Annotated in this window: 17 protein-coding genes; 8 read left to right on the top strand and 9 right to left on the bottom strand. The window is 63.4% G+C overall.

Annotated features, from left to right (window positions below):
- Positions 1 to 9 precede the first annotated feature (9 nt).
- The 3 genes from E8E68_RS02290 to E8E68_RS02280 all read left to right on the top strand — a co-directional run bounded on the left by E8E68_RS02290 (position 10) and on the right by E8E68_RS02280 (position 4,158).
- Positions 10 to 1,122 (top strand): PepSY-associated TM helix domain-containing protein, encoded by a 1,113-nt coding sequence (locus E8E68_RS02290; RefSeq protein WP_266030635.1) that lies wholly within the window; start codon positions 10 to 12, stop codon positions 1,120 to 1,122.
- Complete coding sequence (locus E8E68_RS02285) at positions 1,119 to 1,304, top strand: hypothetical protein (RefSeq protein ID WP_280339480.1); 186 nt, start codon at positions 1,119 to 1,121, stop codon at positions 1,302 to 1,304. Before E8E68_RS02290 ends, E8E68_RS02285 begins: the two co-directional genes overlap by 4 nt.
- Before the next feature lie 67 nt (positions 1,305 to 1,371).
- Positions 1,372 to 4,158 carry a DUF6543 domain-containing protein gene (locus tag E8E68_RS02280; protein ID WP_280339479.1) on the top strand — a complete coding sequence of 929 codons (2,787 nt, stop codon included), beginning with the start codon at positions 1,372 to 1,374 and terminating at the stop codon, positions 4,156 to 4,158.
- A gap of 18 nt (positions 4,159 to 4,176) precedes the next feature.
- Here E8E68_RS02280 and E8E68_RS02275 read toward each other — a convergent pair whose 3' ends face one another.
- The 8 genes from E8E68_RS02275 to glnE all read right to left on the bottom strand — a co-directional run bounded on the left by E8E68_RS02275 (position 4,177) and on the right by glnE (position 14,294).
- Positions 4,177 to 5,619: a lipopolysaccharide kinase InaA family protein gene (locus E8E68_RS02275; RefSeq protein WP_280339477.1), complete on the bottom strand. Its 1,443-nt coding sequence runs from the start codon at positions 5,617 to 5,619 to the stop codon at positions 4,177 to 4,179.
- Positions 5,619 to 6,371, bottom strand: a complete 753-nt coding sequence (locus E8E68_RS02270; protein ID WP_266030628.1) for a lipopolysaccharide kinase InaA family protein — start codon at positions 6,369 to 6,371, stop codon at positions 5,619 to 5,621. Before E8E68_RS02270 ends, E8E68_RS02275 begins: the two co-directional genes overlap by 1 nt.
- Positions 6,368 to 7,102, bottom strand: coding sequence for a lipopolysaccharide kinase InaA family protein (locus tag E8E68_RS02265; RefSeq protein ID WP_110745903.1), 735 nt, complete (start codon positions 7,100 to 7,102; stop codon positions 6,368 to 6,370). The genes E8E68_RS02270 and E8E68_RS02265 overlap by 4 nt, the downstream gene beginning before the upstream one ends.
- Positions 7,102 to 7,908, bottom strand: a complete 807-nt coding sequence (rfaP, locus tag E8E68_RS02260) for a lipopolysaccharide core heptose(I) kinase RfaP (RefSeq protein ID WP_110745904.1) — start codon at positions 7,906 to 7,908, stop codon at positions 7,102 to 7,104. Before rfaP ends, E8E68_RS02265 begins: the two co-directional genes overlap by 1 nt.
- Positions 7,905 to 9,029, bottom strand: a complete 1,125-nt coding sequence (locus tag E8E68_RS02255; protein ID WP_266030626.1) for a glycosyltransferase family 4 protein — start codon at positions 9,027 to 9,029, stop codon at positions 7,905 to 7,907. Before E8E68_RS02255 ends, rfaP begins: the two co-directional genes overlap by 4 nt.
- Entirely contained in the window at positions 9,029 to 10,087 is a 1,059-nt protein-coding gene (waaC, locus tag E8E68_RS02250; protein WP_280339472.1) for a lipopolysaccharide heptosyltransferase I, read from the bottom strand. Before waaC ends, E8E68_RS02255 begins: the two co-directional genes overlap by 1 nt.
- Positions 10,088 to 11,137: a lipopolysaccharide heptosyltransferase II gene (gene waaF / locus E8E68_RS02245; RefSeq protein WP_110745907.1), complete on the bottom strand. Its 1,050-nt coding sequence runs from the start codon at positions 11,135 to 11,137 to the stop codon at positions 10,088 to 10,090.
- A 223-nt stretch (positions 11,138 to 11,360) separates the two neighbouring features.
- Complete coding sequence (gene glnE, locus E8E68_RS02240; RefSeq protein WP_266030621.1) at positions 11,361 to 14,294, bottom strand: bifunctional [glutamate--ammonia ligase]-adenylyl-L-tyrosine phosphorylase/[glutamate--ammonia-ligase] adenylyltransferase; 2,934 nt, start codon at positions 14,292 to 14,294, stop codon at positions 11,361 to 11,363.
- Positions 14,295 to 14,677: 383 nt separating this feature from the next.
- Between glnE and aceE the strand changes: the two genes are divergently transcribed.
- The 5 genes from aceE (at position 14,678) to E8E68_RS02215 (ending at position 23,394) form a co-directional block, all read left to right on the top strand.
- Positions 14,678 to 17,323, top strand: a complete 2,646-nt coding sequence (gene aceE, locus E8E68_RS02235) for a pyruvate dehydrogenase (acetyl-transferring), homodimeric type (RefSeq protein WP_110745909.1) — start codon at positions 14,678 to 14,680, stop codon at positions 17,321 to 17,323.
- Positions 17,324 to 17,336: 13 nt separating this feature from the next.
- Positions 17,337 to 18,974, top strand: coding sequence for a dihydrolipoyllysine-residue acetyltransferase (gene aceF, locus E8E68_RS02230; protein WP_280339469.1), 1,638 nt, complete (start codon positions 17,337 to 17,339; stop codon positions 18,972 to 18,974).
- Positions 18,975 to 19,251: 277 nt separating this feature from the next.
- Positions 19,252 to 21,942: an EAL domain-containing protein gene (locus E8E68_RS02225; RefSeq protein WP_266030617.1), complete on the top strand. Its 2,691-nt coding sequence runs from the start codon at positions 19,252 to 19,254 to the stop codon at positions 21,940 to 21,942.
- Positions 21,943 to 22,098: 156 nt separating this feature from the next.
- Entirely contained in the window at positions 22,099 to 22,767 is a 669-nt protein-coding gene (msrA, locus tag E8E68_RS02220; RefSeq protein ID WP_110745912.1) for a peptide-methionine (S)-S-oxide reductase MsrA, read from the top strand.
- Between the two features lie 3 nt (positions 22,768 to 22,770).
- Positions 22,771 to 23,394, top strand: a complete 624-nt coding sequence (locus E8E68_RS02215; RefSeq protein ID WP_266030614.1) for a glutathione S-transferase — start codon at positions 22,771 to 22,773, stop codon at positions 23,392 to 23,394.
- 134 nt (positions 23,395 to 23,528) lie between these two features.
- On the opposite strand, the gene creD is transcribed toward E8E68_RS02215, so the two are convergent.
- Positions 23,529 to 24,857 (bottom strand): cell envelope integrity protein CreD, encoded by a 1,329-nt coding sequence (gene creD / locus E8E68_RS02210; RefSeq protein WP_266030596.1) that lies wholly within the window; start codon positions 24,855 to 24,857, stop codon positions 23,529 to 23,531.
- Positions 24,858 to 24,925: the final 68 nt, after the last annotated feature.

Below are 24,925 nucleotides of genomic sequence, written 5' to 3'. Positions count from 1 at the left end.
GGTACCGTGATGAAAAGCCTAACCATCCGCCGCTGGTCCGTGATCCATACCTGGAGCAGCCTGGTCTGTACCCTGTTCCTGTTGTTGCTGGCACTCACCGGGCTGCCGCTGATCTTCCACCACGAACTCGAACACCTGCTCGGCGACGCACCCGAACTACGTGAAATGCCAGCTGGCACCCCGCACCTCGACCTGCAGCAGCTTGTACTGAAAGCCGAACAACACCGTCCCGGCGAGGTGGTGCAGTATTTCGGCTACGAGGAGGACGAACCCAACGGCGTGGTGGCTATCACCGCCGCTACCGCTGGCACCGACCCCAACCTGTCGCACACCTTCATGCTCGACGCCCGCACTGGCGAAGCAGTGGCCATGCCGGCTGCCAATGGCGGCTTCATGATGATCATGCTGCGCCTGCACGTGGACATGTTCGCCGGCCTGCCCGGCAAGCTGCTGCTGGCCTTCATGGGCGTGCTGTTCATCGTCGCCATCGTCTCCGGCACCGTGCTCTACGCACCGTTCATGCGCCGCCTGCAGTTCGCCACGGTACGCCACGACAAGTCCCGCCGCCTGCGCTGGCTCGACCTGCACAACCTGATCGGCGTAGTGACCCTGGCCTGGGCGCTGACCGTGGGGGTGACGGGCGTGATCAGTGCGCTGTCCGACCTGGTCATCGCGGCCTGGCGCAACGACAGCCTGGCAGCGATGGTTGCACCCTACCGCGACGCCCCGCCGCTCGTCGATCGCGCCCCAGCCACTCGCCTGCTGGAAATTGCCGAACAGGCCGCCCCCGGCATGCGCCCGGACTTCATCGCTTTTCCAGGCACGCGTTTCTCCAGCGAGCACCACTATGCGGTATTCATGAACGGTGCCACACACCTGAGTTCGCACCTGTTCACGCCGGTATTGATCGATGCTCGCACCCTTGCTGTGACTGCCGTAGGCGACCGTCCCTGGTACATGGATGCCTTGGGCCTGTCGCAGCCTTTGCATTTCGGCGATTACGGCGGGCGACCAATGCAAATCCTCTGGGCTTTGCTGGACGTGCTGACCATCATCGTGCTCGGCAGCGGCCTCTACCTGTGGTGGGGCAAGCAGCGCAAGCCCAGGGAGGCGCGCGCATGAGCCACAGGTCGCAACCCACTGCACGCCTCTTCGCCTGGCCAGCGTTGATTGCCATGCTTGGGTTCCTGGGCCTGTTCGCCGCACTGCTCGGCGACGGTGGCTGGGACGTTCTGGCATGGGCCGGCCTGGGCCTGCCGGCCCTGTTGGGCCTGCGCGGACTGCTGTGGCGTCGGGGGCGCTAGCCCGCTACCGCCACGCAACCGCAGGTATTGCCAAGCATGGGGTTTTCCTCAACCAAGGACCCGCCACATGCGCCCCCTCGAACAACTGGAACAGATCGACCGACAGATCAGCGACCTGCTCGGCGGCCTTCCGACTGTTGACCTTCAGCACCCCATCAATCCCGACACACGCACCTGGCTGCACGGCGAACTGGCCAGCTTCTGGACCACGGCCGATGAGCAGGGCGCAACCCCACGACAAAAGCTGCTGGCACTGCGCAAGGCGCTGATGCTGGCCGAGGTTGAATTGCGCCTGGGCGACGAGACCTTGGGCTACCGCTCAGCCGATCAACTATGGGCCTGCCTGCAACAGCCACTCCCCTCCCAGCGCAGGCATATGCCCCTGGCCAAAAGGCCACAGGTCTACCGCGTTCTGCTGGAAGGCCTACGGCCCAACTGGCGAAGCTACCTGCCAGGCACACTGATCATCGTTGCCGGCACCGCCGAGGGCCACATGCTCACGCCTCAGGATGCCGCAGGCGCTGCCTTGCTGTGCAGCCTGTCACAAGGCATCGAGGCCTTCGACTCCCTTGACGCACTGCACCAGGAGCTTTGCGAACGTCTGGAAGACCCACTCCAGAGCAAACCGCTGCTTCATCTGTACACTGACCCGCAGGCGGACCGCGCTCGCCGGTCACAGCGCCTGCGCTATGACTGGTACGCCGACAGCCTGCTGGAGGCCCAGATCGACAGTGTGATAGAAGCCCAACGCCAACGCCTGAGTGACACCGGCTTGTGGAGCAACGGCTCACCCGACCAGCACACCCGAATACATAAAGCCCTGGCGCTAGGGCACGAAGTCGGCGCCAAACCCATCCTGCAGACACGTTACTCCCGATTGCTTGAGAAGAACCTGCCGAACTGGCTGCGCAATACCTCTGCGCAAGGCCTGAGCCATATGATGCAGGCGATGCAAGAGCTGGTGGCAATCGCCGAGCAGGCTGCCGCCCCGGGAGTGCTGAGCCTCAACGACTTCAAGCAACGCAATAGCCTGCTGGGCTGGGCCAACGCACGCCTTCGCGAGCGCCTGAGCCATGAGCTGGGGTACGCCGCAGATCCACGCGATATCAAGATCGTGGTCGTGCGTGCCCGCCGCACTGGCGCCATCATGCATCCCTTCGCCATCTCATCCTATGTCACCTACGCAGGCATGCGACGCGTGGGCGACGAGATGGTGGAAATGGTCGAGGAAATCAACACCCTCGAAGAGATCGCCCTCAAGAATTTGCCGTGGTTCGATACCGACTACTGGCTTACGGCCCGAGTGACCCATGCCCATGGCAAAGTCTTGCCCGCCGGGCTCACGCCGCAATATGTCAAGCACATGGTCAGGGAACTGAACGTGGGTGACAGTTACGCAAAGTACCTGCACACCCAACTGATCAGTTCCAGAGCGGGCAAATGGCGCCTCACTGCGCACAGCAAGCTCAACCGTGCACGCATGCGCGCTGAAGCCGTCAAGGCGCGCTACGCAGGGCACTTTGGCGAAGACCCTTTCGAACACGGCTACAACTGGGTGCGCGCAGTGTTGGACCAACCACACAATGCCTTGCGTGCGCCGGTAGCCGGCTACCCGGTCACTGTCCGGCAGCTGAACATCATGGGCCATACCCTGCAGGGCGTGCTTCTGCTCAACAGCATCACCTACAAGTCTCCGGCATGTGTGCTGTACACCCCGGATGCCCCGGACCGCAGGGCCTGGCGCCGTTTCCGAACAACCCGCGAACTGCTCCGCACATTGCGCCAACAGCCCGCGTTGAAAGCCTACGTGGCCCAGCGCCTGCCATTACTGCCTGCCGCCACGGTGCAGCGGCTGCTGGACAAGGGGCGCATGAGCACGCATTTGACGACCCCCGAGATCAAGGACGACCTTTTCTTCGACTACTACATGGCCGAAGCCCGGGCGCTGATCGCTCAGGCCGATGCCGATAGCATGACGACCAGGGAAGTGAACGTGGAATCGGTCATTGTACTGAGCTGGCGCTTACTGGACTTGATCAGCCTGCTGCTGCCGAACCGTGCGCTGCTGGTGCTTTCGATCGGCCGCATGGCAATCGATATCTGGGACGGCGCCGAGGCCTTCAAGCAAGAGGATGTCGAAGGGATGATGCGACATGCCTATCAGGCGCTTAGCCACCTCAACGATGCCGGTACCAGCTTTCTGGGTTCCAGAGTGCTACGCCGATCCCTGCGCGGGATCCCCAAACAACCGCCACTGCCGCTGCCCGCACGCCTCCAGGTAGAACCGGGCAGCAGCAGCCTGCGCTATCGCATAGACGGTATCTACGGTGAAGGTGTATACGAGCAAAGCTCGGCGTTTGGCGGGCAATCGCTGTACTTCGTCAAGGACAACGACAACCGCTATTACCAGGTCAGCTTCGATGGCTACCGCTGGCGGGCCATCGACCCTGGCCAGCCAGACGCCTACCTGCAGCAGCCGCTCAAGCGCAAGGCCGACGGGCAGTGGGTCATCGACTCACCGGTACTCTGGTACGACGGGCTCCCCGACCTGAAGCAGTTACTGGAAGACTGCTACCTGCAAGTGCCTGTGGCCGGCCTGCCACTGAACATCGAACAAGGGCTCTTCGAGGCTGACGATCAGTTGTACCTGGGGCTGGAGAACGGGCAGTTGCCGGTACGCCGCCACCTGCTGCCGGATCATTACCACTTGCAGATGGCTAGCCCCAACAATGCCGGGGTGGTGCCATGGGCGGTGATGCGTCACGAAAACGGCCAGTGGCTGATACGCGTTCGCCAGGCAGGGCGCAGCAGTGACTGGCTGACACTGCCAGACCAACCACCGCCAGCGCAATGAAGGCTCGAACCGGCTGCCTTACTCGACCAGTTTTGGCAAAAGCCGGTCCAGTCGCTGATGCAAGGCACTGCCACTCGGCCAGTTGCGCAGCAGCCGTGCCCGGTCACGGGCATAGGCCGGAGCGAAGCTGAGCTGGGTGGCGTGCTGGCACATGGCATCAAGGTCGATCAGCGACCACTGGCCGTTGTGCCAGAACAGGTTATGGCCTTTGAAGTCCCCGTGGCTGATACGCTCGCGAATCAGTTGCTGCATCACATGGACCAAGGCATCCACCTGCACCTCGGGTGCATCGCCACTTTCGACGTAGGGCGCGAAGCATGCCGTCAGGTCCGGGCCGTCGACATATTCGGTGACCAGATAGGCACGGCTACGCAGGCCCAGCACCCGCTGTTCCAGCACCGCGAGAGGGCGTGGCGTGGCGATGTCGAGAAACTCCAGGCGGTGGCCTTCGATCCATGAATGCCACGCCCGGCTAGGGCGCCAGAAGCGCTTGAACCAATGCGCGGTGTTCTTGATGTTGTAGCGTTTGATCACCAGCGGGCGACCATTCACCTCGATGCGCGCCACGCTGGCAGCACCACCGGTCTTGTATAAATGGCCCTGGTCGATCAGCGCATCGGCCTGCTCCAGTACCGGCTGCATGGCCTGGACCTCACTGCGGCGGATAGCCTGCAAGCCCGAGAGGGTGCGCTGCACGCTGAACAGGCTGCACTCGCGGCCAGCCTTTTCCAGGTAATCCTTCTGGCGCCAGTTACGGACCTTGTCCACCTGTTTCTGCAGGGCCTCCAAGGGTAACGCATGCTCGGCGTTGGCCAGCAGGTAGTGCACCAGCAGCTCTTCGATGAAGGGCTCCAGCCGTTTGGGCAGTTGGGCGAAGAAGACCCCGAGGTTTTCCAGCACCCGTGGGCGCGACAACTGCTGGCCAGGCGTTTCCGCCTTGATGCCAGCGCCGTCGATCAGGTAAAGCTTGCCGCCGTGGCGCAGCAGGTTATCCAGGTGCAGGTCTTCCTGCCACAAGCCCTGGGCATGCATACGCGCTACGGCGGTCAGCGCTTCGCCCAGCACCAGGTGCTGCTCGTCGGCCAGCACCGGCTGGGCTTCTACCGCCGCCCAGGCGTCAGCCAGGCTTTCGGCGCCATCGAGGAACTCGAACAGCAGCCAGCCACCCTCGCCTTCCTTGAGGCCGTCGGCCAGCAATTTCGGCGTGGTCAGACCCTGTTCGGCCAGCAACTTCACACCCTGCAACTCACGCTGGAAATGCCTGGCGGCATTCCCGCCAACCAGCAGCTTGGCCAGCACCGGGGTACCACGCCATACGCCAGCACCCACATAGCGCTGGCCCGGCAATACGCGCAGCAGGGTCAGCAGTTGCAGGTCGGCACTGCCGGCGGCATCGGCCAGGTTGATACTCAGGGGTAGCGACGGGCTGCGCCCGGCATCCTTCAGTTCAGACAAACGCATCAACGGGCCTCTTTTTCACGACGGCGTTGCGTCAGGCGTTGTAGCCAGGTATCGACCAACGAGCTGTCGGCCGGTTGTACCAGGTAGGTGGCCAGCAAGGTGCGCACATCCTGCTCGCTCCATACCTGGGCGCGGCGCAGCAGCGGTTCCAGGTCCTTGAGGCGGTCACGCATACCGAACAGCAGCGGCCGGGTCTTTTCCAGGTCGATCAATTGCGCGTCCCAGCCTTCGCGGCGTTGGCGCAGGAAAATGTGCTTGGGGTAGAAACAGCCGTGCACCTGCCCGGCGCTGTGCAGGGTGCGCGCCAGCTGGCCGCAGGCCTGCAGGATGCCCGTACGCTCGGCACTGCCCAGTTGCGGCCATTGCGCCAGCAGGCTGTCGAGGTCAGTCCATTCGTCCAGGGCACGCGTCATCAGGATCGCCCGGTGCTTGCCAGCCTGTTTGCGCTCACCGTAGAACACCGCTTGCAGGGCCGGAATGTGCAGCTTCTGATAGCGGCTGATGTTGCGGAATTCGCGGGCGAAGGTCGGCTCGCCAAAGGGCCTGTGCAGGGTGCGGGTCAGGTAGTCGCTCTGGCGCTTGAGGTAATAACCTTTGCCTTCGAGTTCCAGGCGGAACACGCTGCTCCAGCCGCCACGGCCGGTGTTGGGTTCATCCACGGCGTCCAGTTGCAGCGCCCACAGCGCCTCGAAATCGTCCAGGCCATGGCGTTTGAGCAGCGCGACGTCCGCGCTGGCCAGGTAATCGGTCATTCCCTTCCCTCGAAAAAGCCCAGCACCTGGCGAATGCGCTTCTTGTCGCGCACATTCAGCCGGTCACGGCCACGGTATTGCAGGTAGAAGCGCAGGCGCTGGGTGGCCGACAGGTGGTATTTGGCCACTTTGTCCAGGCATGCCAGGTCCTTGATCATCCGGTGCCGCCACATGAAGCCGCGCCAGAAGTCGCCAGTGGGGCAGTCGATGAAGAATAGCGTGCCCTGGTCATCGACCAGCAGGTTGCGCCACTTGAGGTCGTTGTGGGCGAAGCGGTGCTCGTGCATCACCCGGGTATGGCGTGCCAGCTGTCGGCTGAGGTGGTCGACCCAGGCGCGGTCGGCCAGGCGCGCATCGTTGCGCTCGGCGAGTGCCGACAGGTCTTCGGTATTCGGCAACTCGCGGGTGATCATCGCCCCACGACCAAAGGCCAGGCCCTTGCGCTCCAGCCCCCAGGCCACCACTTCGGCCGTGGGAATGCCCCACTTGGCGAACTGCTTGAGGTTCTGCCATTCAGCCTTGATGCGCGGACGACCCAGGTAGCGGCGCATGTGCTTGCCGGCGCCGGTATAACGTTTGACGTAATAGTTGACGCCGTCACGCTCGATGCGCACCACCTCGCTGAGCGGGTCGCGGGTCAGGCGTTCGCCTTTGATGGCAAATACTGCATCGAGGCTGCCGAAGTCCGCCGCCAGGTGTTCGTAGCCCGGCGCCAGTGTCCAACTCGCCATCAGAGTGCGTCCCCATAGCGTTGCTTGCGATCGTAGAGTTTCTGCGCCTTGCGCTCCAGCCAGGCAAGCAGAGCAGCTTCGTCCTTGAGGACCTGCCGCAGCGGGCGCTGGAAGTAACCACGCAGGAAGCGCAGCTTGTCCCGTTGCGTCAGGCCGATGTCCAGCGCGGAGAAATACAGCGCCGCCAGGTCCTTGTCGCGCCAGCGCCGGCTGATTGTCGCCCGGGTTTGCGCGCGGTGCAGGTCGATCACCGACAGCTTGAAGTCATCCGCCGTCACCGGGCGGTCGGTGTGCAGCAGGAAGTGGCAGATGTAGCAGTCACGGTGGTTGACCCCGGCACGGTGCATGCCACCGGTCATCTTCGCCACCTCGGCAATCAGCGCACGCTTGAGGCGTGGCTGTGGCGGCTGCCTGACCCAGTCGATGCTGAAGTCTTCCAGGCTGATGGTCGGCGCCAGCTCTTCGGTGATGATGAACGAGTGCTGCGCGGCCGGGTTGCTGCCGCGCTCGCCGTAGGCGACTGCGGTCATGGTCGGCACGCCCACTTCATGCAGCCGCTGGATCGCCCGCCATTCCTGGCCGGCGCCCAGCACTGGCAGCTTGGCAGTGAACAGGTTCTTGAAGATCTCGCCCCAACCGATGCCGCGGTGGATCTTGACGAAAAAGCCTTCGCCAGCCACCTCGGTACGCAGCGTGCGGCGCCCTTCCAGCTCGCGATAGACCTCGCCTTGCAGTTCCTCCACGGCGTCGAAGGCATCACGCCCGGCCCACAGGCGTTTGAAGGGTTCGGCCAGGATCAGCTTCATGCGGTTTTCTGCCCCAGGATCACGTCGGCAGCATGCTGCGGCATGCTGTACAGATCGGCGGTTTCAGCAAATGCCAGGCCGTTGCGCGACCAGTTGGCGCGGGCCTGCGGGTCTTCAAGCATACGCTGCAGGTAGCCGTTGAGCTGGTCCTGCTCGAACGGTTCATCCAGCACCAGGCCACTGTCGGCCTCGGCGATGTAATGGGCGTAGCCGCACACCTTGGATACCAGCACCGGCAGGCCGGCCACCAGCGCCTCCAGAAGCACCGTGCCGGTGTTCTCGTTGTACGCCGGGTGAATCAGCAGGTCGGCGCCCAGCAGGAAGCGCGGAATATCACTGCGGCCCTTGAGGAACTGCACCTGGTCGCCCAGGCCCAGGGTGGCGCTTTGCAACTGGAACACCTTGGGGTCGTCCTGGCCGATCACCATCAGTCGGGTACGCTTGCGCAGGGTCGACGGCAGCGCGGCCAGCGCCTTGAGGCTGCGGTCCACACCTTTGGTCTTGAAGCCCGAGCCAATCTGCACCAGCAACAGGTCGTCATCGTCCAGGTTGAATTCCTTGCGGAACTCGGCACGGATTTCGGCAGCATTGGCGGGTGCACGACGGTCCTGGGAAATGCCAGGCGGCAGCAAGTGGAAGCGTTCTGCCGGGGTTCCGTAGTGCTTGACGAACAGCGGCTGCTGCACTTCGGAAATCATCAGGACTTCGGTATGCGAGTCCTTGGCGAACACCGCGCGCTCGTATTCGGCAAAATGCCGGTAGCGGCCCCAGCGGCGGTACAGGCCACCACGCAGGGTCTGTGCCTTGTCCTCGAAGCAGCCGTCGGCGGCGTAGTACACGTCCAGCCCCGGCATCTTGTTGAAGCCGATCAGGCGGTCGACCGGGCGCTTGGCCAGGTCGGCGGCCATCCAGGCACTGAGCTTCTCGTTGCGGCGGTGGTTGAAGATCGCCTTCACCGGCGCCACCAGCACTTCGAAGCCCGGCGGAATGTCACCCTCCCAGATCAGCGTATACACACGGATCTGGTGGCCCCGCTTCTGGCATTCCAGGGCAATGCGCATGAAATCACGCTGCAACCCGCCGAAGGGGAAATATTTGTAAAGTACGAAAGCCAGTTGCATCAACGGACATCCTCAGCCAGCAGCAACGCGCTCAAGCGGCTCGCCACATGCTCGGGATTCAGGCGAGTGAAGCACAGCGGCCACTCGCGTTTCAGATCGAACCGGGCCAGGTCATCGGCGCTCGGTTTGTAGGTGCACTTCTTCTGCAGGCAGGGAGCGCAAGGCCAGTCACTGGCCTGGTGAATCTGGGTCCGTCCGTAGGCGCCAGTCAGGCCGGGATTGGTCGGGCCAAACAGCGAAATGGTCGGCACATCGAGTGCCGCGGCCAGGTGGCCAAGGCCGGTATCGACCGCCACGCAGGCCTTTGCCGCCGCCAGTACGCGCGCGACGCCGGCAAGGTTCAATTTGGGGAGTACCTGGCAGTTGTTCAAGCCCTGAGCAATGCGCTCGGCCCGTGCCTTCTCGGCAGGGTTGCCCCACGGCAGGCGCACTTCCAGCTTGCGCCGGCCCATGCGCTCGGCCAGTTCGCGCCAGTAGGCTTCCGGCCAGTGCTTGGTCGCCCACGTGGTGCCATGCAGGAACACCACGTAAGGCGCAGCCGGCGGCAGTTGCAGGCGTTCCAGGTCGAGGCCGTAGTTGCCGATGCCTTCTGGCAGGTCATAGGCCAGGGCCATGGCGAACAGCTGGCGCACGCGCTCGACCGCATGCTGGCCGGTGGCAACCGACAGGCGCCGGTCGTAGAAGCGGCTGGCCCAGCCTTCACGGGCGGAATAGCGGTCCAGGCCGGCTACCGGAGCCTTCACGTAGCGGGTCAGCCAAGCCGACTTGACCAGGCCCTGGGCGTCGATCACCAGGTCGTACTTGCACTCGCGCACACGCTGCTTGAACGCCTTCCACTCGCCACTCTTGATGGTTTGCCAAAGGTTCTTGCGCCAGCGGCGAATGGCCACCGGAATAACCTGGTCGACCGCCGGGTGCCAGCTGGGGATTTCGGCAAAGCCTTCTTCCACAACCCAATCGAAGCGAATGCCCGGGATGGCGTGTGCGGCATCGGTCAGTGCCGGCAGGGTGTGGATCACATCCCCCAGCGACGAAGTCTTGATGATCAGAACCCGCACTTAGTCGACCTCGGCCACGGTGTCGATAAGGTCCGGCCCGCTCAGGCTGTGCAGGGCGGCGATGACCTTGCCCGGGTCCAGCAGGCGCAGGCAGTTGTAGTGGCCGAAGCGGCAGGTGCGGTCGAAGCAAGGGCTGCACTCGATACCGGTGCGCACCACCTCCACCTGCTCGGCCAGCGGCGGGGTGAAGCCGGGCGAAGTCGAGCCGTACACCGCCACCAACGGTCGGTTCAGCGCGGCCGCCACGTGCATCAGCCCGGAGTCGTTGGACACCACGGCATGCGCGCAGGACATCAGGTCGATGGCCTCGGCCAGCGAGGTTTCCCCTGCCAGATTGGACGATTCCTCACGGAAACCCGGAATAAGCCGGTCGCGGATCTGCTCACCGACCGGGTGGTCGTTCTTGGAGCCGAACAGCCAAACCTGCCAGCCCTGGCGGATCATCGCGTCGGCCACGGCGGCATAGTGTTCGGCGGGCCAGCGCTTGGCTTCGCCGAACTCGGCACCGGGGCACAGCGCCAGCACCGGGCGATCCAGCTCCAGGCCGAACTTGGCCAGGGCGGCCTCGCGGCTTTGTGCTTCGATCTGCAAGCTGGGGCGCGGATACGGCTGCGGCAGCTCGGCGCCCGGCGCGTAGGCCAAAGCCATGAAACGCTCGATCATCAACGGGTAACGGGCCTTGTCCAGCTTGCGCACGTCATTGAGCAGGCCGAAGCGCATTTCCCCGCGCCAACCGGTGCGTTTGGGGATGCCGGCGAAGAACGGAACCAGTGCCGACTTCAGCGAATTGGGCAGCAGGATGGCCTGGTCGTACTGGCCGGCCAGGGATTTGCCGATGCGCCGCCGCGTGGCCAGTTCCAGCGCGCCGTGGCCGAGCGGGAAGCTCAAGGCCTGGCGCACTTCGGGCATGCGTTCGAGGATCGGCCGGCTCCACTCAGGGGCCAGCACGTCGATCACGCAGTCGGGGTGCTGCTGTTTCAGGCACTGGAACAGGGTCTGCGCCATCACCATGTCGCCGACCCAGCTGGGGCCAATGATCAGTATTCTCATGCTTAGTCCAGAAACGCTCGGGGAGGCTACAGACTGCGGTACAGCCTGGCCTCCCCTCTTTATATTCAGGCTATGTGGCGGACAGTGTACCACTCAGGCAGATCCATGGCTGATCGCAGCCCCTGTGGGAGCGGGTTCACCCGCGAACACGGGCGAAGCCCGTGCCAGACACCGCGGTGCCTGCTTCGCGGGTAAACCCGCTCCCACAGGGCCTGCGGCGCCTTCAGGTCAACCCCAGTTCACCCCATATCCGCCGCACTTCACGGCGTTCATCGGCAAACTGCGTCGCATCGATCACCCCGGCCTGCTTCTGCAGGGCCTGGCGGTGCGAGGCCGAGCGGAACGCCTTGTACACTTCACGCAACAGCACCGCGTCACTGGCCGGCATCAAACCTGCCTGCTCCAGCTCTTCCAGAATGCGGATGTTATCGGTCCATCGCAGTATGGCCGGGTGGTCATGGGACCAGGCCAAAGCGGCGTATTGCACCATAAATTCGATATCGACGATACCGCCGGCATCCTGCTTGATATCGAACGGCGCACCGGCTTCAAAGGCATTGGCGGCAGTGCCGGCCATAGTGGCCTTGGTGCCGAGGTTATCGCGCATCTTGGCGCGCATCTCGCTCACTTCGCTGCGCAGCTTTTCCAGGTCGCGGGCCTGGCCCAGTACCTTCGCACGCACGCCTTCGAACGCTGCGCCTACCTGCTTGCAACCCACCAGCACCCGTGCCCGTACCAGCGCCTGGTGCTCCCAGGTCCAGGCTTCGTTCTGCTGGTAGCGCTCGAACGCGCCCAGCGAGCTGACCAGCAAGCCCGAAGCGCCGGACGGGCGCAGGCGCATGTCCACGTCATACAGCTGACCCGAGTTGGTCTGGGTGGTCAGCAGGTGGATGATTCGCTGGCCAAGGCGCGTGAAGAATTGCGCGCTGTCGATCGGCTTGGCACCGTCGGTTTCTGCCTGCGGATCGCCGTCGTGGATGAACACCAGGTCCAGGTCCGAGCCGTGGCCCAGCTCCAGGCCACCCACCTTGCCGTAGCCAATGATGATGAAACCCGGGTCGCACAGGCTGCCGTCGCTGCGCTTTGGCTGACCGTGGCGGGCCACGGTCTGGCGCCAGGCCAGCGCCAGCACTTGGTCGAGGATCGCTTCAGCCAGCCAGGTCAGGTAGTCGCTCACCTTCATCAATGGCAGGTTGCCGCTGATTTCCGAGGCCGCCACGCGCAGGCTGTGGGCCAGCTTGAAGTGGCGTAGCGCCTCCATCTGCTGCTCCAGGTCGTCCTCGGGAATGCGCGTCAGGCGTTCGCGCAGCTCGCTGGCCAGCTCTGGCGCCAGCGGCGGGCTGAACAGGCGGCCTTCATTGAGCAGTTCGTCGAGCAGCAGCGGGTAGCGGGCCATCTGCTCGGCAATCCAGGGGCTGGCGGCGCACAGGGTGAGCAGACGGCGCAGTGCTCCCGGGTTTTCGGTCAGCAGTACCAGATAGGCCGAACGCCGCGCCACTGCCTCGACCAGCGGCAATACTCGCTCAAGCACCAGGTCAGGGTTTTCATGCTCCACCGCCTGCGCCAGCAAGCGCGGGATAAAGGCGTCCAGGCGCTCACGGCCGATACGCTGCATCGAGCGCAACTGCGGGCTGGAGCGCAGCGCAGCCAGGCGCCGCAGCGCTTCGACAGGCTCCTGGAAACCGGCCTCCTGCAGTTGGCGGCCGGCGGCCTCCTCGTCTTGGGCCTGCTCCCACAGCGGCGACCATTCGCCGCCCACCACCAGTTCGCTGTCGCCGTCTTCATCATCCGGGTCGGCGATTACCTGGCGGAAGTGCCAGTCGATCCGACCACGCCAGTACATCAATTGATCGTGGAAACTCTGCCAGTCGGCAAAGCCCAGGATGTACGCCACCCGCGCCTGGTCGGTCTCGCCCTCAGGCAGCATCTGCGTCTGGCGGTCGGCAATGGCCTGGATGGCGTGCTCGGTATACCGCAAAAACTCATAGCCCTCGCGCAACTCGGCCACCACCGCTGGCGGCAGGTAGCCTTGGCCTTCCAGGGTGGCCAGCACCTTGAGCAACGGCCGCTGCTGCAGACTGAGGTCACGCCCGCCGTGGATCAGCTGGAAGGCCTGGGCGATGAACTCGACCTCACGAATCCCACCGGCACCCAGCTTGATGTTGTCGGCCATGCCCTTGCGCCGCACTTCCTGCTGGATCAGCTGCTTCATGGTGCGCAGCGCTTCGATCGCGGAAAAGTCCAGGTAACGGCGGTACACGAACGGCCGCAACATCTCCTGCAACTGCGCACCGGCCGCCTGGTCGCCAGCCACCACCCGTGCCTTGATCATGGCGTAGCGTTCCCAGTCGCGGCCCTGGTCCTGGTAATACTGCTCCAGGGCATTGAAGCTCAGCACCAGTGCACCGGCCGAGCCATACGGGCGCAAGCGCATGTCGACACGGAACACGAAGCCGTCGACAGTCACCGGGTCCAGTGCCTTGATCAGCCGCTGGCCCAGGCGGGTGAAGAACTCCTGGTTTTCCAGCGAGCGCTTCACGCCTTCGGTTTCACCGCCTTCGGGGAAGCCGAAGATCAGGTCGATGTCCGAGGACAGGTTGAGCTCAACCGCCCCCAACTTGCCCATGCCCAGCACCACCATGTGCTGCGGTTTGCCGCTGCGGTTGCCGATGGGCGTGCCGAACTGCTGGCAATGGCGCGGGTACAGCCATTGGTAGGCTTCGTCGATGGCAGCATCGGCAAGGTCCGACAGATCGCGGCAGGTTTCGCCCAGCTCGGCCTGGCGGGTGATGTCGCGCCAGATGATGCGCACCTGCTGGCGGTTGCGCGCGCGTCGTAGGTTGCGCGCCAGTTCGTCCTCGCTCTGCGCCGCCTGGGCAGCCTCGGCAATTTGCCCGCGCAGCTCACCCGGGGCGTAACGCCGCTCCAGCTCGCCACTGGCCAGCAGGGCAAACAGCATGGCCGGGTCGCGCTGTGCCACCCCCAGAACGAAATCGCTGGCGGCGGCGACCTGATCGAACTGTTGCCAATGGGCCGGGCTCCAACCATTCAGGTCGAGATCAGGGTGGACGGCCACGGCATCGCTGATGAACTGACGGTTGCGAGTGACCAGCGGCTGCAAGCTGGCAGGCAGATCTGAGGGCAAAGGTAGGCGCATGGTCTATCCTTGATCGGCGTGAAATAGAGGGGAAAAAGCGGCCAAGGGGAAGCCGGACCACGGTTGGACTGTCGTACAAAAGTTGGAAATAGCTGAAAAAAACGAAAAATTGGCAACAAACATCAAGAAGCACCTGTTCGCGACACAATGCCAACCAACATGAACGTTTTTCCTCACAAGCGAAGGTGCGACCAAACGTCGCACAAATGTAGTTTTACTACTACTCATGTCGTGTAAAAGCATGAAATGCGAAAGCAAATGTAGTAAAACTACAACGCGCCGGAAGACACCCCGGTAATCCAAGAATTCACGACGTCTGCCCATAAGGCCAGTCGCAACTTCAGGCAATCGATTCTGGTTGCCTTTCCGCCCTGGAGCAAGCCATGCAAGACCTCGATCCAATCGAAACCCAGGAATGGCTGGATGCCCTGGAGTCGGTCCTCGACAAAGAAGGCGAAGACCGCGCTCATTACCTGATGACCCGTATGGGCGAGCTGGCCACCCGCAGTGGCTCCCAGCTGCCGTATGCGATCACCACGCCATACCGCAACACCATCCCTGTCACCCACGAAGCACGCATGCCTGGCGACCTGTTCATGGAACGCCGCATTCGCTCGATGGTGCGTTGGAACGCCCTGGCCATGGTCATGCGCACCAACCTGAAAGACTCGGACCTGGGCGGACACATCTCCAGCTTCGCCTCCAGCGCCACCCTGTACGACATCGGCTTCAACTACTTCTTCCAGGCCCCGACCGAAGAACACGGCGGCGACCTGATCTTCTTCCAGGGCCACGCTTCGCCAGGCGTCTACGCCCGTGCTTTCATGGAAGGCCGCATCAACGAAGACCAGATGAACAACTTCCGTCAGGAAGTGGACGGCAACGGCCTGTCTTCGTACCCGCACCCATGGCTGATGCCTGATTTCTGGCAGTTCCCGACCGTTTCGATGGGTCTGGGCCCGATCCAGGCCATCTACCAGGCCCGCTTCATGAAGTACCTGGAAGCGCGCGGCTTCATCCCGGCCGGCAAGCAGAAGGTCTGGTGCTTCATGGGCGACGGCGAGTGCGACGAGCCGGAATCCCTGGGCGCAATCGCCCTGGCCGGCCGCGAGAAGCTGGACAACCTGATCTTCGTCATCAACTGCAACCTGCAGCGCCTCGACGGCCCGGTGCGCGGCAACGGCAAGATCATCCAGGAACTCGAAGGCGTGTTCCGTGGCGGTGGCTGGAACGTCAACAAGGTTGTCTGGGGCCGTTTCTGGGACCCACTGCTGGCCAAGGACACCAACGGTGCCCTGCAGCGCCGCATGGACGAAGTCATCGACGGCGAGTACCAGAACTACAAAGCCAAAGACGGCGCGTACGTTCGTGAGAACTTCTTCAATACTCCAGAGCTCAAGGCCATGGTCGAAGACCTGTCCGACGAAGAGATCTGGAAGCTCAACCGTGGCGGCCACGACCCATACAAGGTCTACGCGGCTTACCACCAGGCTGTGAACCACAAAGAGCAGCCGACCGTCATCCTGGCCAAGACCATCAAGGGTTACGGTACCGGTGCCGGCGAAGCCAAGAACACCGCGCACAACACCAAGAAGGTCGACGTCGACAGCCTGCGTCACTTCCGTGACCGTTTCGACATCCCGGTCAAGGATGCCGACCTGGAAAACCTGCCGTTCTTCAAGCCGGAAGAAGGTTCTGCCGAAGCCAAGTACCTGGCCGAGCGCCGTGCTGCCCTGGGCGGTTTCGTGCCTCAGCGCCGCGCCAAGAGCTTCAGCGTGCCGACCCCGCCACTGGAAACGCTGAAGGCGATCCTGGACGGCTCGGGCGACCGCGAAATCTCCACCACCATGGCCTTCGTGCGTATCCTGGCGCAGCTGGTCAAGGACAAGGACATCGGCCAGCGCATCGTCCCGATCATCCCGGACGAAGCCCGTACCTTCGGTATGGAAGGCATGTTCCGTCAGCTGGGCATCTACTCGTCGGTCGGCCAGCTCTACGAGCCAGTCGATAAAGACCAGGTGATGTTCTACCGCGAAGACAAGAAGGGCCAGATCCTCGAGGAAGGCATCAACGAAGCCGGCGCCATGTCGTCGTTCATCGCTGCCGGTACCTCGTACAGCTGCCACAACCAGCCGATGCTGCCGTTCTACATCTTCTACTCGATGTTCGGTTTCCAGCGTATTGGCGACCTGGCCTGGGCCGCTGGCGACAGCCGCACCCGTGGCTTCCTGATCGGCGGTACCGCCGGCCGTACCACCCTCAACGGTGAAGGCCTGCAGCACGAAGACGGTCACAGCCACATGATGGCGGGCACCATCCCGAACTGCCGCACCTATGATCCTACCTACGGCTACGAGCTGGCGGTGATCATCCAGGACGGCATGAAGAAGATGACCGAAGAGCAACAGGACATCTTCTACTACATCACCGTGATGAACGAATCCTACCAGCAGCCAGCCATGCCGGCCGGTGTCGAGGAAGGCATCATCAAGGGCATGTACCTGCTGGAAGAAGACACCCGCGAAGCCGCGCACCACGTACAGCTGATGGGCTCCGGCACCATCCTGCGCGAAGTCCGCGAAGCGGCGAAGATCCTGCGTGAAGAGTTCAACGTCGGTGCCGACGTGTGGAGCGTTACCAGCTTCAACGAACTGCGTCGCGACGGCCTGGCCGTAGAGCGCGCCAACCGCCTGAAGCCTGGCCAGAAGCCACAGCAGACTTACGTCGAGCAGTGCCTGAACGGTCGCAAAGGTCCGGTCATCGCCTCGACCGACTACATGAAGCTGTTCGCCGAGCAGATTCGCCAGTGGGTACCGAGCAAAGAGTTCAAGGTCCTGGGTACCGACGGTTACGGTCGCAGCGACAGCCGCAAGAAGCTGCGTCACTTCTTCGAAGTCGACCGCCACTTCGTGGTGCTGGCTGCCCTGGAAGCCCTGGCTGACCGTGGCGAGATCGAACCCAAGGTTGTTGCAGACGCTATCGTCAAGTTCGGTATCGACCCGGACAAGCGCAACCCACTGGACTGCTGAGGAGTATTTTTAAGTGAGCGAACTCATTCGCGTACCTGACATCGGCAGCGGTGAAGGTGAAATCATCGAGCTGTTCGTCAAGGTCGGTGATCGTATCGAGGCTGACCAGAGCCTGTTGACCCTGGAGTCCGACAAGGCCTCCATGGAGATCCCGGCCCCCAAGGCCGGCGTCATCAAGGAACTGAAGGTCAAGCTGGGCGACCGCCTGAAAGAAGGCGACGAGCTGCTGGTCCTGGAAGCCGAGGGCGCCGCTGCTGCGGCCCCTGAGGCTCCGGCCGCTGCCGCTGCTCCGGCTGCTGCTCCAGCGCCAGCCGCTGAAGCCGCTCCTGCTGCTCCGGCCGCCGCCCCGGCTGCTGCCAGCGTGCAGGACATCCACGTGCCGGACATCGGCTCGTCGGGCAAGGCCAAGATCATCGAAGTACTGGTCAAGGTCGGCGACACCGTCGAAGCCGACCAGTCGCTGATTACCCTGGAGTCCGACAAGGCCTCCATGGAAATCCCGTCGCCGGCTGCCGGCGTGGTCGAAGAAGTCCTGTGCAAGCTGGAAGACGAAGTCGGCACTGGCGACCTGATCTTCAAGCTCAAGGTTGCTGGCGCTGCGCCTGCTGCAGCGGCTCCAGCAGCTGCTGCCCCGGCCAAGGCTGAGGCTGCTCCGGCTGCCGCACCTGCTCCTGCTGCTGCCCCGGCCGCTGCCACTGCACCGGTTGCTACCGCACCGGCTGCCGGCAGCAATGCCAAGGTTCACGCCGGCCCGGCGGTTCGCCAGCTGGCCCGTGAATTTGGTGTCGACCTGGGCGCTGTTGCCGCCACCGGTCCGCACGGCCGCATCCTGAAAGAAGACGTGCAGGTGTACGTCAAGGCGATGATGCAGAAGGCCAAGGAAGCCCCGGCAGCCGCTGGCGCAACCGGCGGCGCCGGCATCCCGCCGATCCCTGCCGTGGACTTCAGCAAGTTCGGTGAAGTGGAAGAAGTGGCCCTGACCCGCCTGATGCAGGTCGGTGCTGCCAACCTGCACCGCAGCTGGCTCAACGTGCCGCACGTGACCCAGTTCGACTCCGCCGACATCACCGAGCTGGAAGCCTTCCGCGTTGCGCAGAAAGCCGTGGCCGAGAAAGCTGGCGTGAAGCTGACCGTGCTGCCTCTGCTGCTCAAGGCCTGCGCCTTCCTGCTGAAGGAACTGCCGGACTTCAACAGCTCGCTGGCGCCAAGCGGCAAGGCTGTGATCCGCAAGAAGTACGTGCACATCGGCTTTGCCGTGGACACCCCGGACGGCCTGCTGGTCCCTGTGATCAAGAACGTCGACCAGAAGAGCCTGCTGCAACTGGCTGCCGAAGCCGCTGCACTGGCCGAGAAGGCGCGCACCAAAAAGCTGTCGGCAGACGACATGCAAGGTGCCTGCTTCACCATCTCCAGCCTCGGCCACATTGGCGGCACCGGCTTCACGCCGATCGTCAACGCGCCGGAAGTGGCTATCCTGGGCGTCTCCAAGGCGACCATGCAGCCGGTCTGGGATGGCAAGGCCTTCCAGCCTAAGCTGATGCTGCCGCTGTCGCTGTCCTACGATCACCGTGTGATCAACGGCGCTGCCGCCGCGCGCTTCACCAAGCGCCTGGGCGACGTGCTGGGCGACATCCGCACCATGCTGCTGTAAGCCAGCACACTGCCCCTCCTTGCGAGGGGCAGTACCCTTTTCGAGCTGCCACGCTCGTACCTCAACCCCGTCGATTGGCGGGGCTTTTTTTTGTCCGGCGAAAGTATTCGGTCTCCCAGGCGCCGAAAATCTGAAGGCGATCTAAGATTTCAGCCCCACGAGCCGATAACCTATCCACAGCATCGCACATGGCCGCTTGCCAGCCTTCAGTACATGATGCAACCTTGCCAGACCCGCTACGGTCCTACTCAGCGTTCCCTCTTCAAGCGAGCCTTCGATGAAAAGCCAACCCGATGCCGCCAGCCGTGTGGCGGCCGAGGTCGTCACGCAGTTACCCGTGCCCTCGCGGCTCGGCATGCTGCGTTTCGAAAGGCTCAACGAAGCCACCTGGGGCATGCTGTACCTGGACCCGGCCTGCGAACGCCAGTTCGGCCTGCACGCTGGCGAGCTGTGCGCCCTGGTCGACGCGCCATACGCCAGCCTGATGGAACCCGAAGCACGCTACCGCCTGCACGACGAGATCCAGCTGCAACTGGCCCGGCGCGGTTACTACCGCGTACGCTACACCCTGCACACCCCCAGCACCTCGCTGCGCCTGCTGGAAGCCGGTGAAGCCTACAAGCAGCACAACCGCCAGCTGTTGCGCGGCTACTTGAGCGTGCTCGATGACCAGCAGGAAGATGCCGGCGAACCGGGCGCAAGTGACCTGGAATCACGCAACAATCGCCTGCAACTGGCCCTGCAATTGAACCAGCGCGCCCAGCAGGAACAGCTGGAACACCTGGAGCGGGTACGCGGCCAGCAGGACCTGATACTGCGCTTGGCCCGCCAGCGCTACAGTGCCGGCAACTCGTTGCTGGAAGCCGCCCAGCTGATCACCCAGAGCGCCTGCGAAATCTACAAGGTCGACAGTGCCAGCATCTGGCACCTGGAAGACCAGCGCCTGGAGCCGATCATCGCCTGGTACCGCGATGCGCAGGAGCATCGCCAGCCCGAGGCTATCGATGCAAGCTGCTTCCCCGACTACCTCGACGCGCTGCACACCAGCCGCGCCATCGACGCCCACAACGCCGGCCACGACCCGCGTACCCGTGACCTGGCACAAAGCCTGCGCCCGGAAAACAAGGCCATGCTCGACGCCAGTATCCGCGTCGATGGCCAGGTGGTCGGCGTGCTGTGCCTGGAGCAGACTGGCCAGCCGCGGGCCTGGCAGTCGGACGAAATCGCTTTTGCCGGCGAACTGGCCGACCAGTTCGCCCAGGTCATTACCAACCATAACCGGCGTGCGGCAGCCAGCGCCCTGCACCTGTTCCAGCGAGCGGTCGAGCAAAGTGCCAGCGCGTTCCTGCTGGTCAACCGCGATGGCCGGGTGGAGTACGTCAACCCAAGCTTCACCGCCATCACCCAGTACAGCACAGAGGAAGTACAAGGCCGCCACCTGGCCGAGCTACCGGCGCTGGAAAACCTCAGCGAGCTGCTGTTCGACTCGCCGTCGAGCCTGGCCATGGGCAACAGCTGGCAGGGCGAATTCAAGAGCCGACGCAAGAACCTCGAGCCGTACTGGGGCCAGTTGTCGATTTCCAAAGTCTATGGCGACAACCGTGAGCTGACCCACTACATCGGCATCTACGAAGACGTCACCCAGACCAAGCTGGCGCAGCAGCGCATCGAGCGGCTGGCCTACACCGACAACCTGACCAACCTGGGCAACCGCCCGGCGTTCATCCGCAGCCTCGACGAGCGCTTCGCCCGCGACGGTGAGACCTCGATGTGCCTGCTGCTGGTGGACATCGACAACTTCAAGCGAATCAACGACAGCCTTGGCCACCAGACTGGCGACAAGCTGCTGGTCAGCCTGGCCCGGCGCCTGCGCAACAGCCTGCATGCCGGCGGCATCCTGGCCCGGTTTGCCAGTAACGAGTTCGCCGTGCTGCTCGACGACACCAGCCTGGAAGATGGCCATGGCGTTGCCATGCAATTGCTGAGCACCCTCGACAAACCGATGTTCGTCGACAACCAGCTGATCAACGTCACCGCTTCGGTAGGCCTGGCCTGTGCGCCGCTGCACGGCACCGACCCGGCCAGCCTGATGAAAAATGCCGGCCTGGCATTGCACAAGGCCAAGGCCAACGGCAAGCATCAAGTGCAAGTGTTCACCGAAGTACTCAATGCCGAAGCCAGCTATAAACTGTTCGTCGAGAACAATCTGCGCCGCGCGTTGACGCAGAACGAGCTGGAGGTGTTCTACCAGCCCAAGTTGTGCCTGCGTAGCGGCCGCCTGCTGGGCCTGGAGGCGCTACTGCGCTGGAACCACCCCGAGCGGGGCATGATCCGCCCGGACCAGTTCATCAGCGTGGCCGAGGAAACTGGCCTGATCATCCCCATCGGCAAATGGGTGGTGCGCCAGTCGTGCCGCATGAGCCAGCAACTGCGCGAGGCTGGCATGGGCAACCTGCACGTAGCCATCAACCTGTCGCCCAAGCAGTTTTCCGACCCTGACCTGGTGGCGTCGATCAGCAGCATCCTCAAGGAAGAAGCCCTGCCCCCGCACCTGCTAGAGCTCGAGCTGACCGAAGGCCTGCTGCTGGAAGCCAGCGAAGATACCCACCGCCAGCTGGACGAGCTCAAGGCCCTGGGGCTGACCCTGGCCATGGACGACTTCGGCACCGGTTATTCGTCGCTGAGCTACCTGAAGAAGTTTCCGATCGACATCCTCAAGATCGACCGTAGCTTCATCAACGAGATCCCCGATAACCAGGACGACATGGAAATCACCTCGGCGGTGGTGGCCATGGCGCACAACCTGAAGCTGAAGGTGGTGGCCGAGGGTATCGAGACGCCGGCGCAGCTGGCGTTCCTGCGTCGGCATCGCTGTGATGTGGGCCAAGGGTACCTGTTCGACCGGCCGATCCCTGGCCGCGAGCTGGCCGAGCGGCTGAAGCGCTACCCGCGTGGACCAGTGGCCTGACAGCGGCGTAATCCTCGGGCACTATAGAAGCCATTCGGGCCCCTTCGCGGGGCAAGCCCGCTCCCACAAGTTCGCGTCTGAACACCAATCCTGTGGGAGCGGGCTTGCCCCGCGAAGGGCTCAACACCTATCCAACTGAAAAACAGAGGAACGGCTATGGTCCTGCGTTCGGAAATCCTGGTGAACAAAAACGTCATGCCAACCGCGGAGCAGGCCCTGCCTGGCCGCGAAACGCCAATGAACCTGCCCGAGTTCCACTACGTCTTCAAAGACACCCCACTGCTCGGTCCGTTCTTCGAAGGCGCCATCGACTTCGCCATCTTCGGCCTGGGTTGCTTCTGGGGCGCAGAACGCCGCTTCTGGCAGCGTGAAGGGGTGGTCAGCACCGTGGTCGGCTATGCCGGCGGCTTCACCCCCAACCCCACCTACGAAGAAGTTTGCTCGGGCCTGACCGGCCACACCGAAGTGGTGCTGGTGGTGTTCGACAAGGACAAAGTCAGCTACCGCGAACTGCTGGCAATGTTCTGGGAGCTGCACAACCCCACCCAAGGCATGCGCCAAGGCAACGACATTGGTACCCAATATCGCTCGGCCATCTACTGCACCAGCCCAGAACAACTGGAACAGGCCAAGGCTAGCCGCGACGCTTTCCAGGCCGAGCTGAGCAAGGCCGGCTTCGGTGAAATCACCACCGAGATCGACCAAGCGCCGACCGTTTACTTCGCCGAGGCCTACCACCAACAGTACCTGGCCAAGAACCCTGACGGCTACTGCGGCATCGGCGGCACCGGCGTGTGCCTGCCACCAAGCCTGCAAGGTAACTGAAGCATGAGCACGATGACCCTGTTCCACTCGCCGTTGTCGCCTTTCGTGCGCAAGGTCATGGTGGTGTTGCACGAAACCGGCCAGCTTGATCGAGTGCAACTGCAGCCGGTTAACATCAGCCCGGTGAGCGGCGACCCGCAGCTCAACCAGGACAACCCCATCGGCAAAATCCCGGCCCTGCGCCTGGAAGACGGCACCGTGCTGCACGACAGCCGGGTCATCTGCGAGTACCTCGACCTGCAGCACGTCGGCCTGCCGCTGCTGCCGCGTGAAGGCTCGGCGCGCTGGCGGCGCATGACCTTGGTATCACAGGCCGATGCGATCATGGACGCGGCGGTGTCGAGCCGGTATGAGAGCTTCCTGCGGCCAGAAGACAAGCGCTGGGATGGCTGGCTGCAGGCGCAGGGCGACAAGATCCGCCGGAGCCTGGCCAACCTGGAGCAGGAGCACCTGCCTGAGCTGATGTCCGGCTTCGACCTGGCAGCGATTGGCGTGGCCTGTGCGCTGGGGTACCTGGATTTGCGTCAGCCGGAGTTTGGCTGGCGTGAACGCCAGCCTGGGTTGGCGGCGTGGTATGCCGAGGTGGCCAAGCGGCCGTCGATGGTCGCCACATCTCCAGTGGCCTGACAGGGCCTCTTCGCGTGCCCGCTCGCTCCCAAACCTGGGGGAGCGGCCAGGCACGCGAAAGCTTCACCTGGGTATCACAGGAAACAGCTGCCCAATCCTGAAGGCCAGCCACCGCCCGATCTCTCTGTCCTCCCTCATGCCGCCCTCCCCACCCGCGCCCAATCCAGCCGCCGGGTCAGCACCATGAACACCCCCAGCAAGCCAAAGCACAGCAGCGATCCCATCAGCAATGCATAGTCTTCGGCACTCAGCAGCCCATAGAGCAGCGCATACAGCGCCGCCAGCCCCGCCGCAAAACCCACACCTCGCCCCCGGCTGTGCAAAACATGGCTCAGGTAGAAGCCGATCAGCAGCACACAGCCCGAAGCCGACAGCCCATACGCCAAACCAAAGCCAATGTGCTCGGACAACGACAACAGCAGCAGATAGAAGAACGCCAGCGCCACGCCCACCAGGATGTACTGCACCGGGTGCACACTAAGGTTCTTCATTACCTCGAACAGGAAAAAGCCGGCAAACGTCAGGGCAATGAACAGCAACGCGTATTTGATCGCCCGCTCGCTTTTCAGGTACTGGTCCACCGGGTCGACAAAACTCACGCCAAAGCTGCGCTCACTCAAGTCCCCACACTGCCCGGCGGTAGCGCACTGGCGGATGGCGTCCTCAAGGTTGGTAGCAAAGAACGAGGTTTGCCAGTGGGCACGGAAGCCCTGGGCATCGATCTCGCGTCGGTTGGGCAAGTAGCTGCCGACGAAGCTTGGGTGCGGCCAGTTGGCGCGCATGTCCACGCTGCTGGTACGGCCCACAGGTACCACGTGCAACTGGCCGGTACCTTGCAGCGCCAGGTCAAAGCCATAGCTGAACGCTCGCGCCTGTAACCCGTCCAGCCCCGGCAGGCTGGCGTGCACGCCGCCGCGCATCCAGTCGAGCTGGGTGCCGGCCTCGAACGGTACTTTTTGCTCGTCCATATTCAGTTCAAGGCCATTCTCGATGCCGCGGATATCACTGATGCCCACGACCAGAAACGGCTTGTCGAAGCGGTAGTCGTCGAAATCCTTGTCGATGCCCCAGCGCTCCGGGAGCTTGAAGCGGCCGCTGATACGTCCCTTGGCGTGGAACAGCCGCGCCTGGTAGATGCCCCGGGCGCGTAGTTCGGTGTCAACGCCCAGGTCAGCATCGAAGGTTTCCGGCAGAAAGTACAGGTGGCCGGCGATGGTGCTGGTCTCCTGGGTGCGCTGGCCGTCCTTTTCGATCCAGCGTCGCTGGTACTTGCGGTATGGCACCACCAGCAGTGGGCCGCTGAGCTGCTGGTCGAAGCTGGCGCTCTGGGCAATATCGCGCAGCACGTTGTCGCGCAGGGCCTGGCGCTCGTCGATCAGGCCGTTGATCAGCAGTAAAGGGATGAGCAGCAGCAACATCAGCAGGGCGATCATGCCGAGCTTGAAACCGATGGTCTTGTTCATGGGGCCTCCTGTGGCAGTGGGCGCAGTGTCTGCGCCTTGCGTGGAGGCTTTGTGGAGAGCGTGTGTGA

Source organism: Pseudomonas sp. BN607 (assembly GCF_029871175.1).
Classification (GTDB): domain Bacteria; phylum Pseudomonadota; class Gammaproteobacteria; order Pseudomonadales; family Pseudomonadaceae; genus Aquipseudomonas.
Note: the sequence above shows the minus strand (reverse complement) of the source record. Positions and strands in the feature narration are given on the sequence as shown.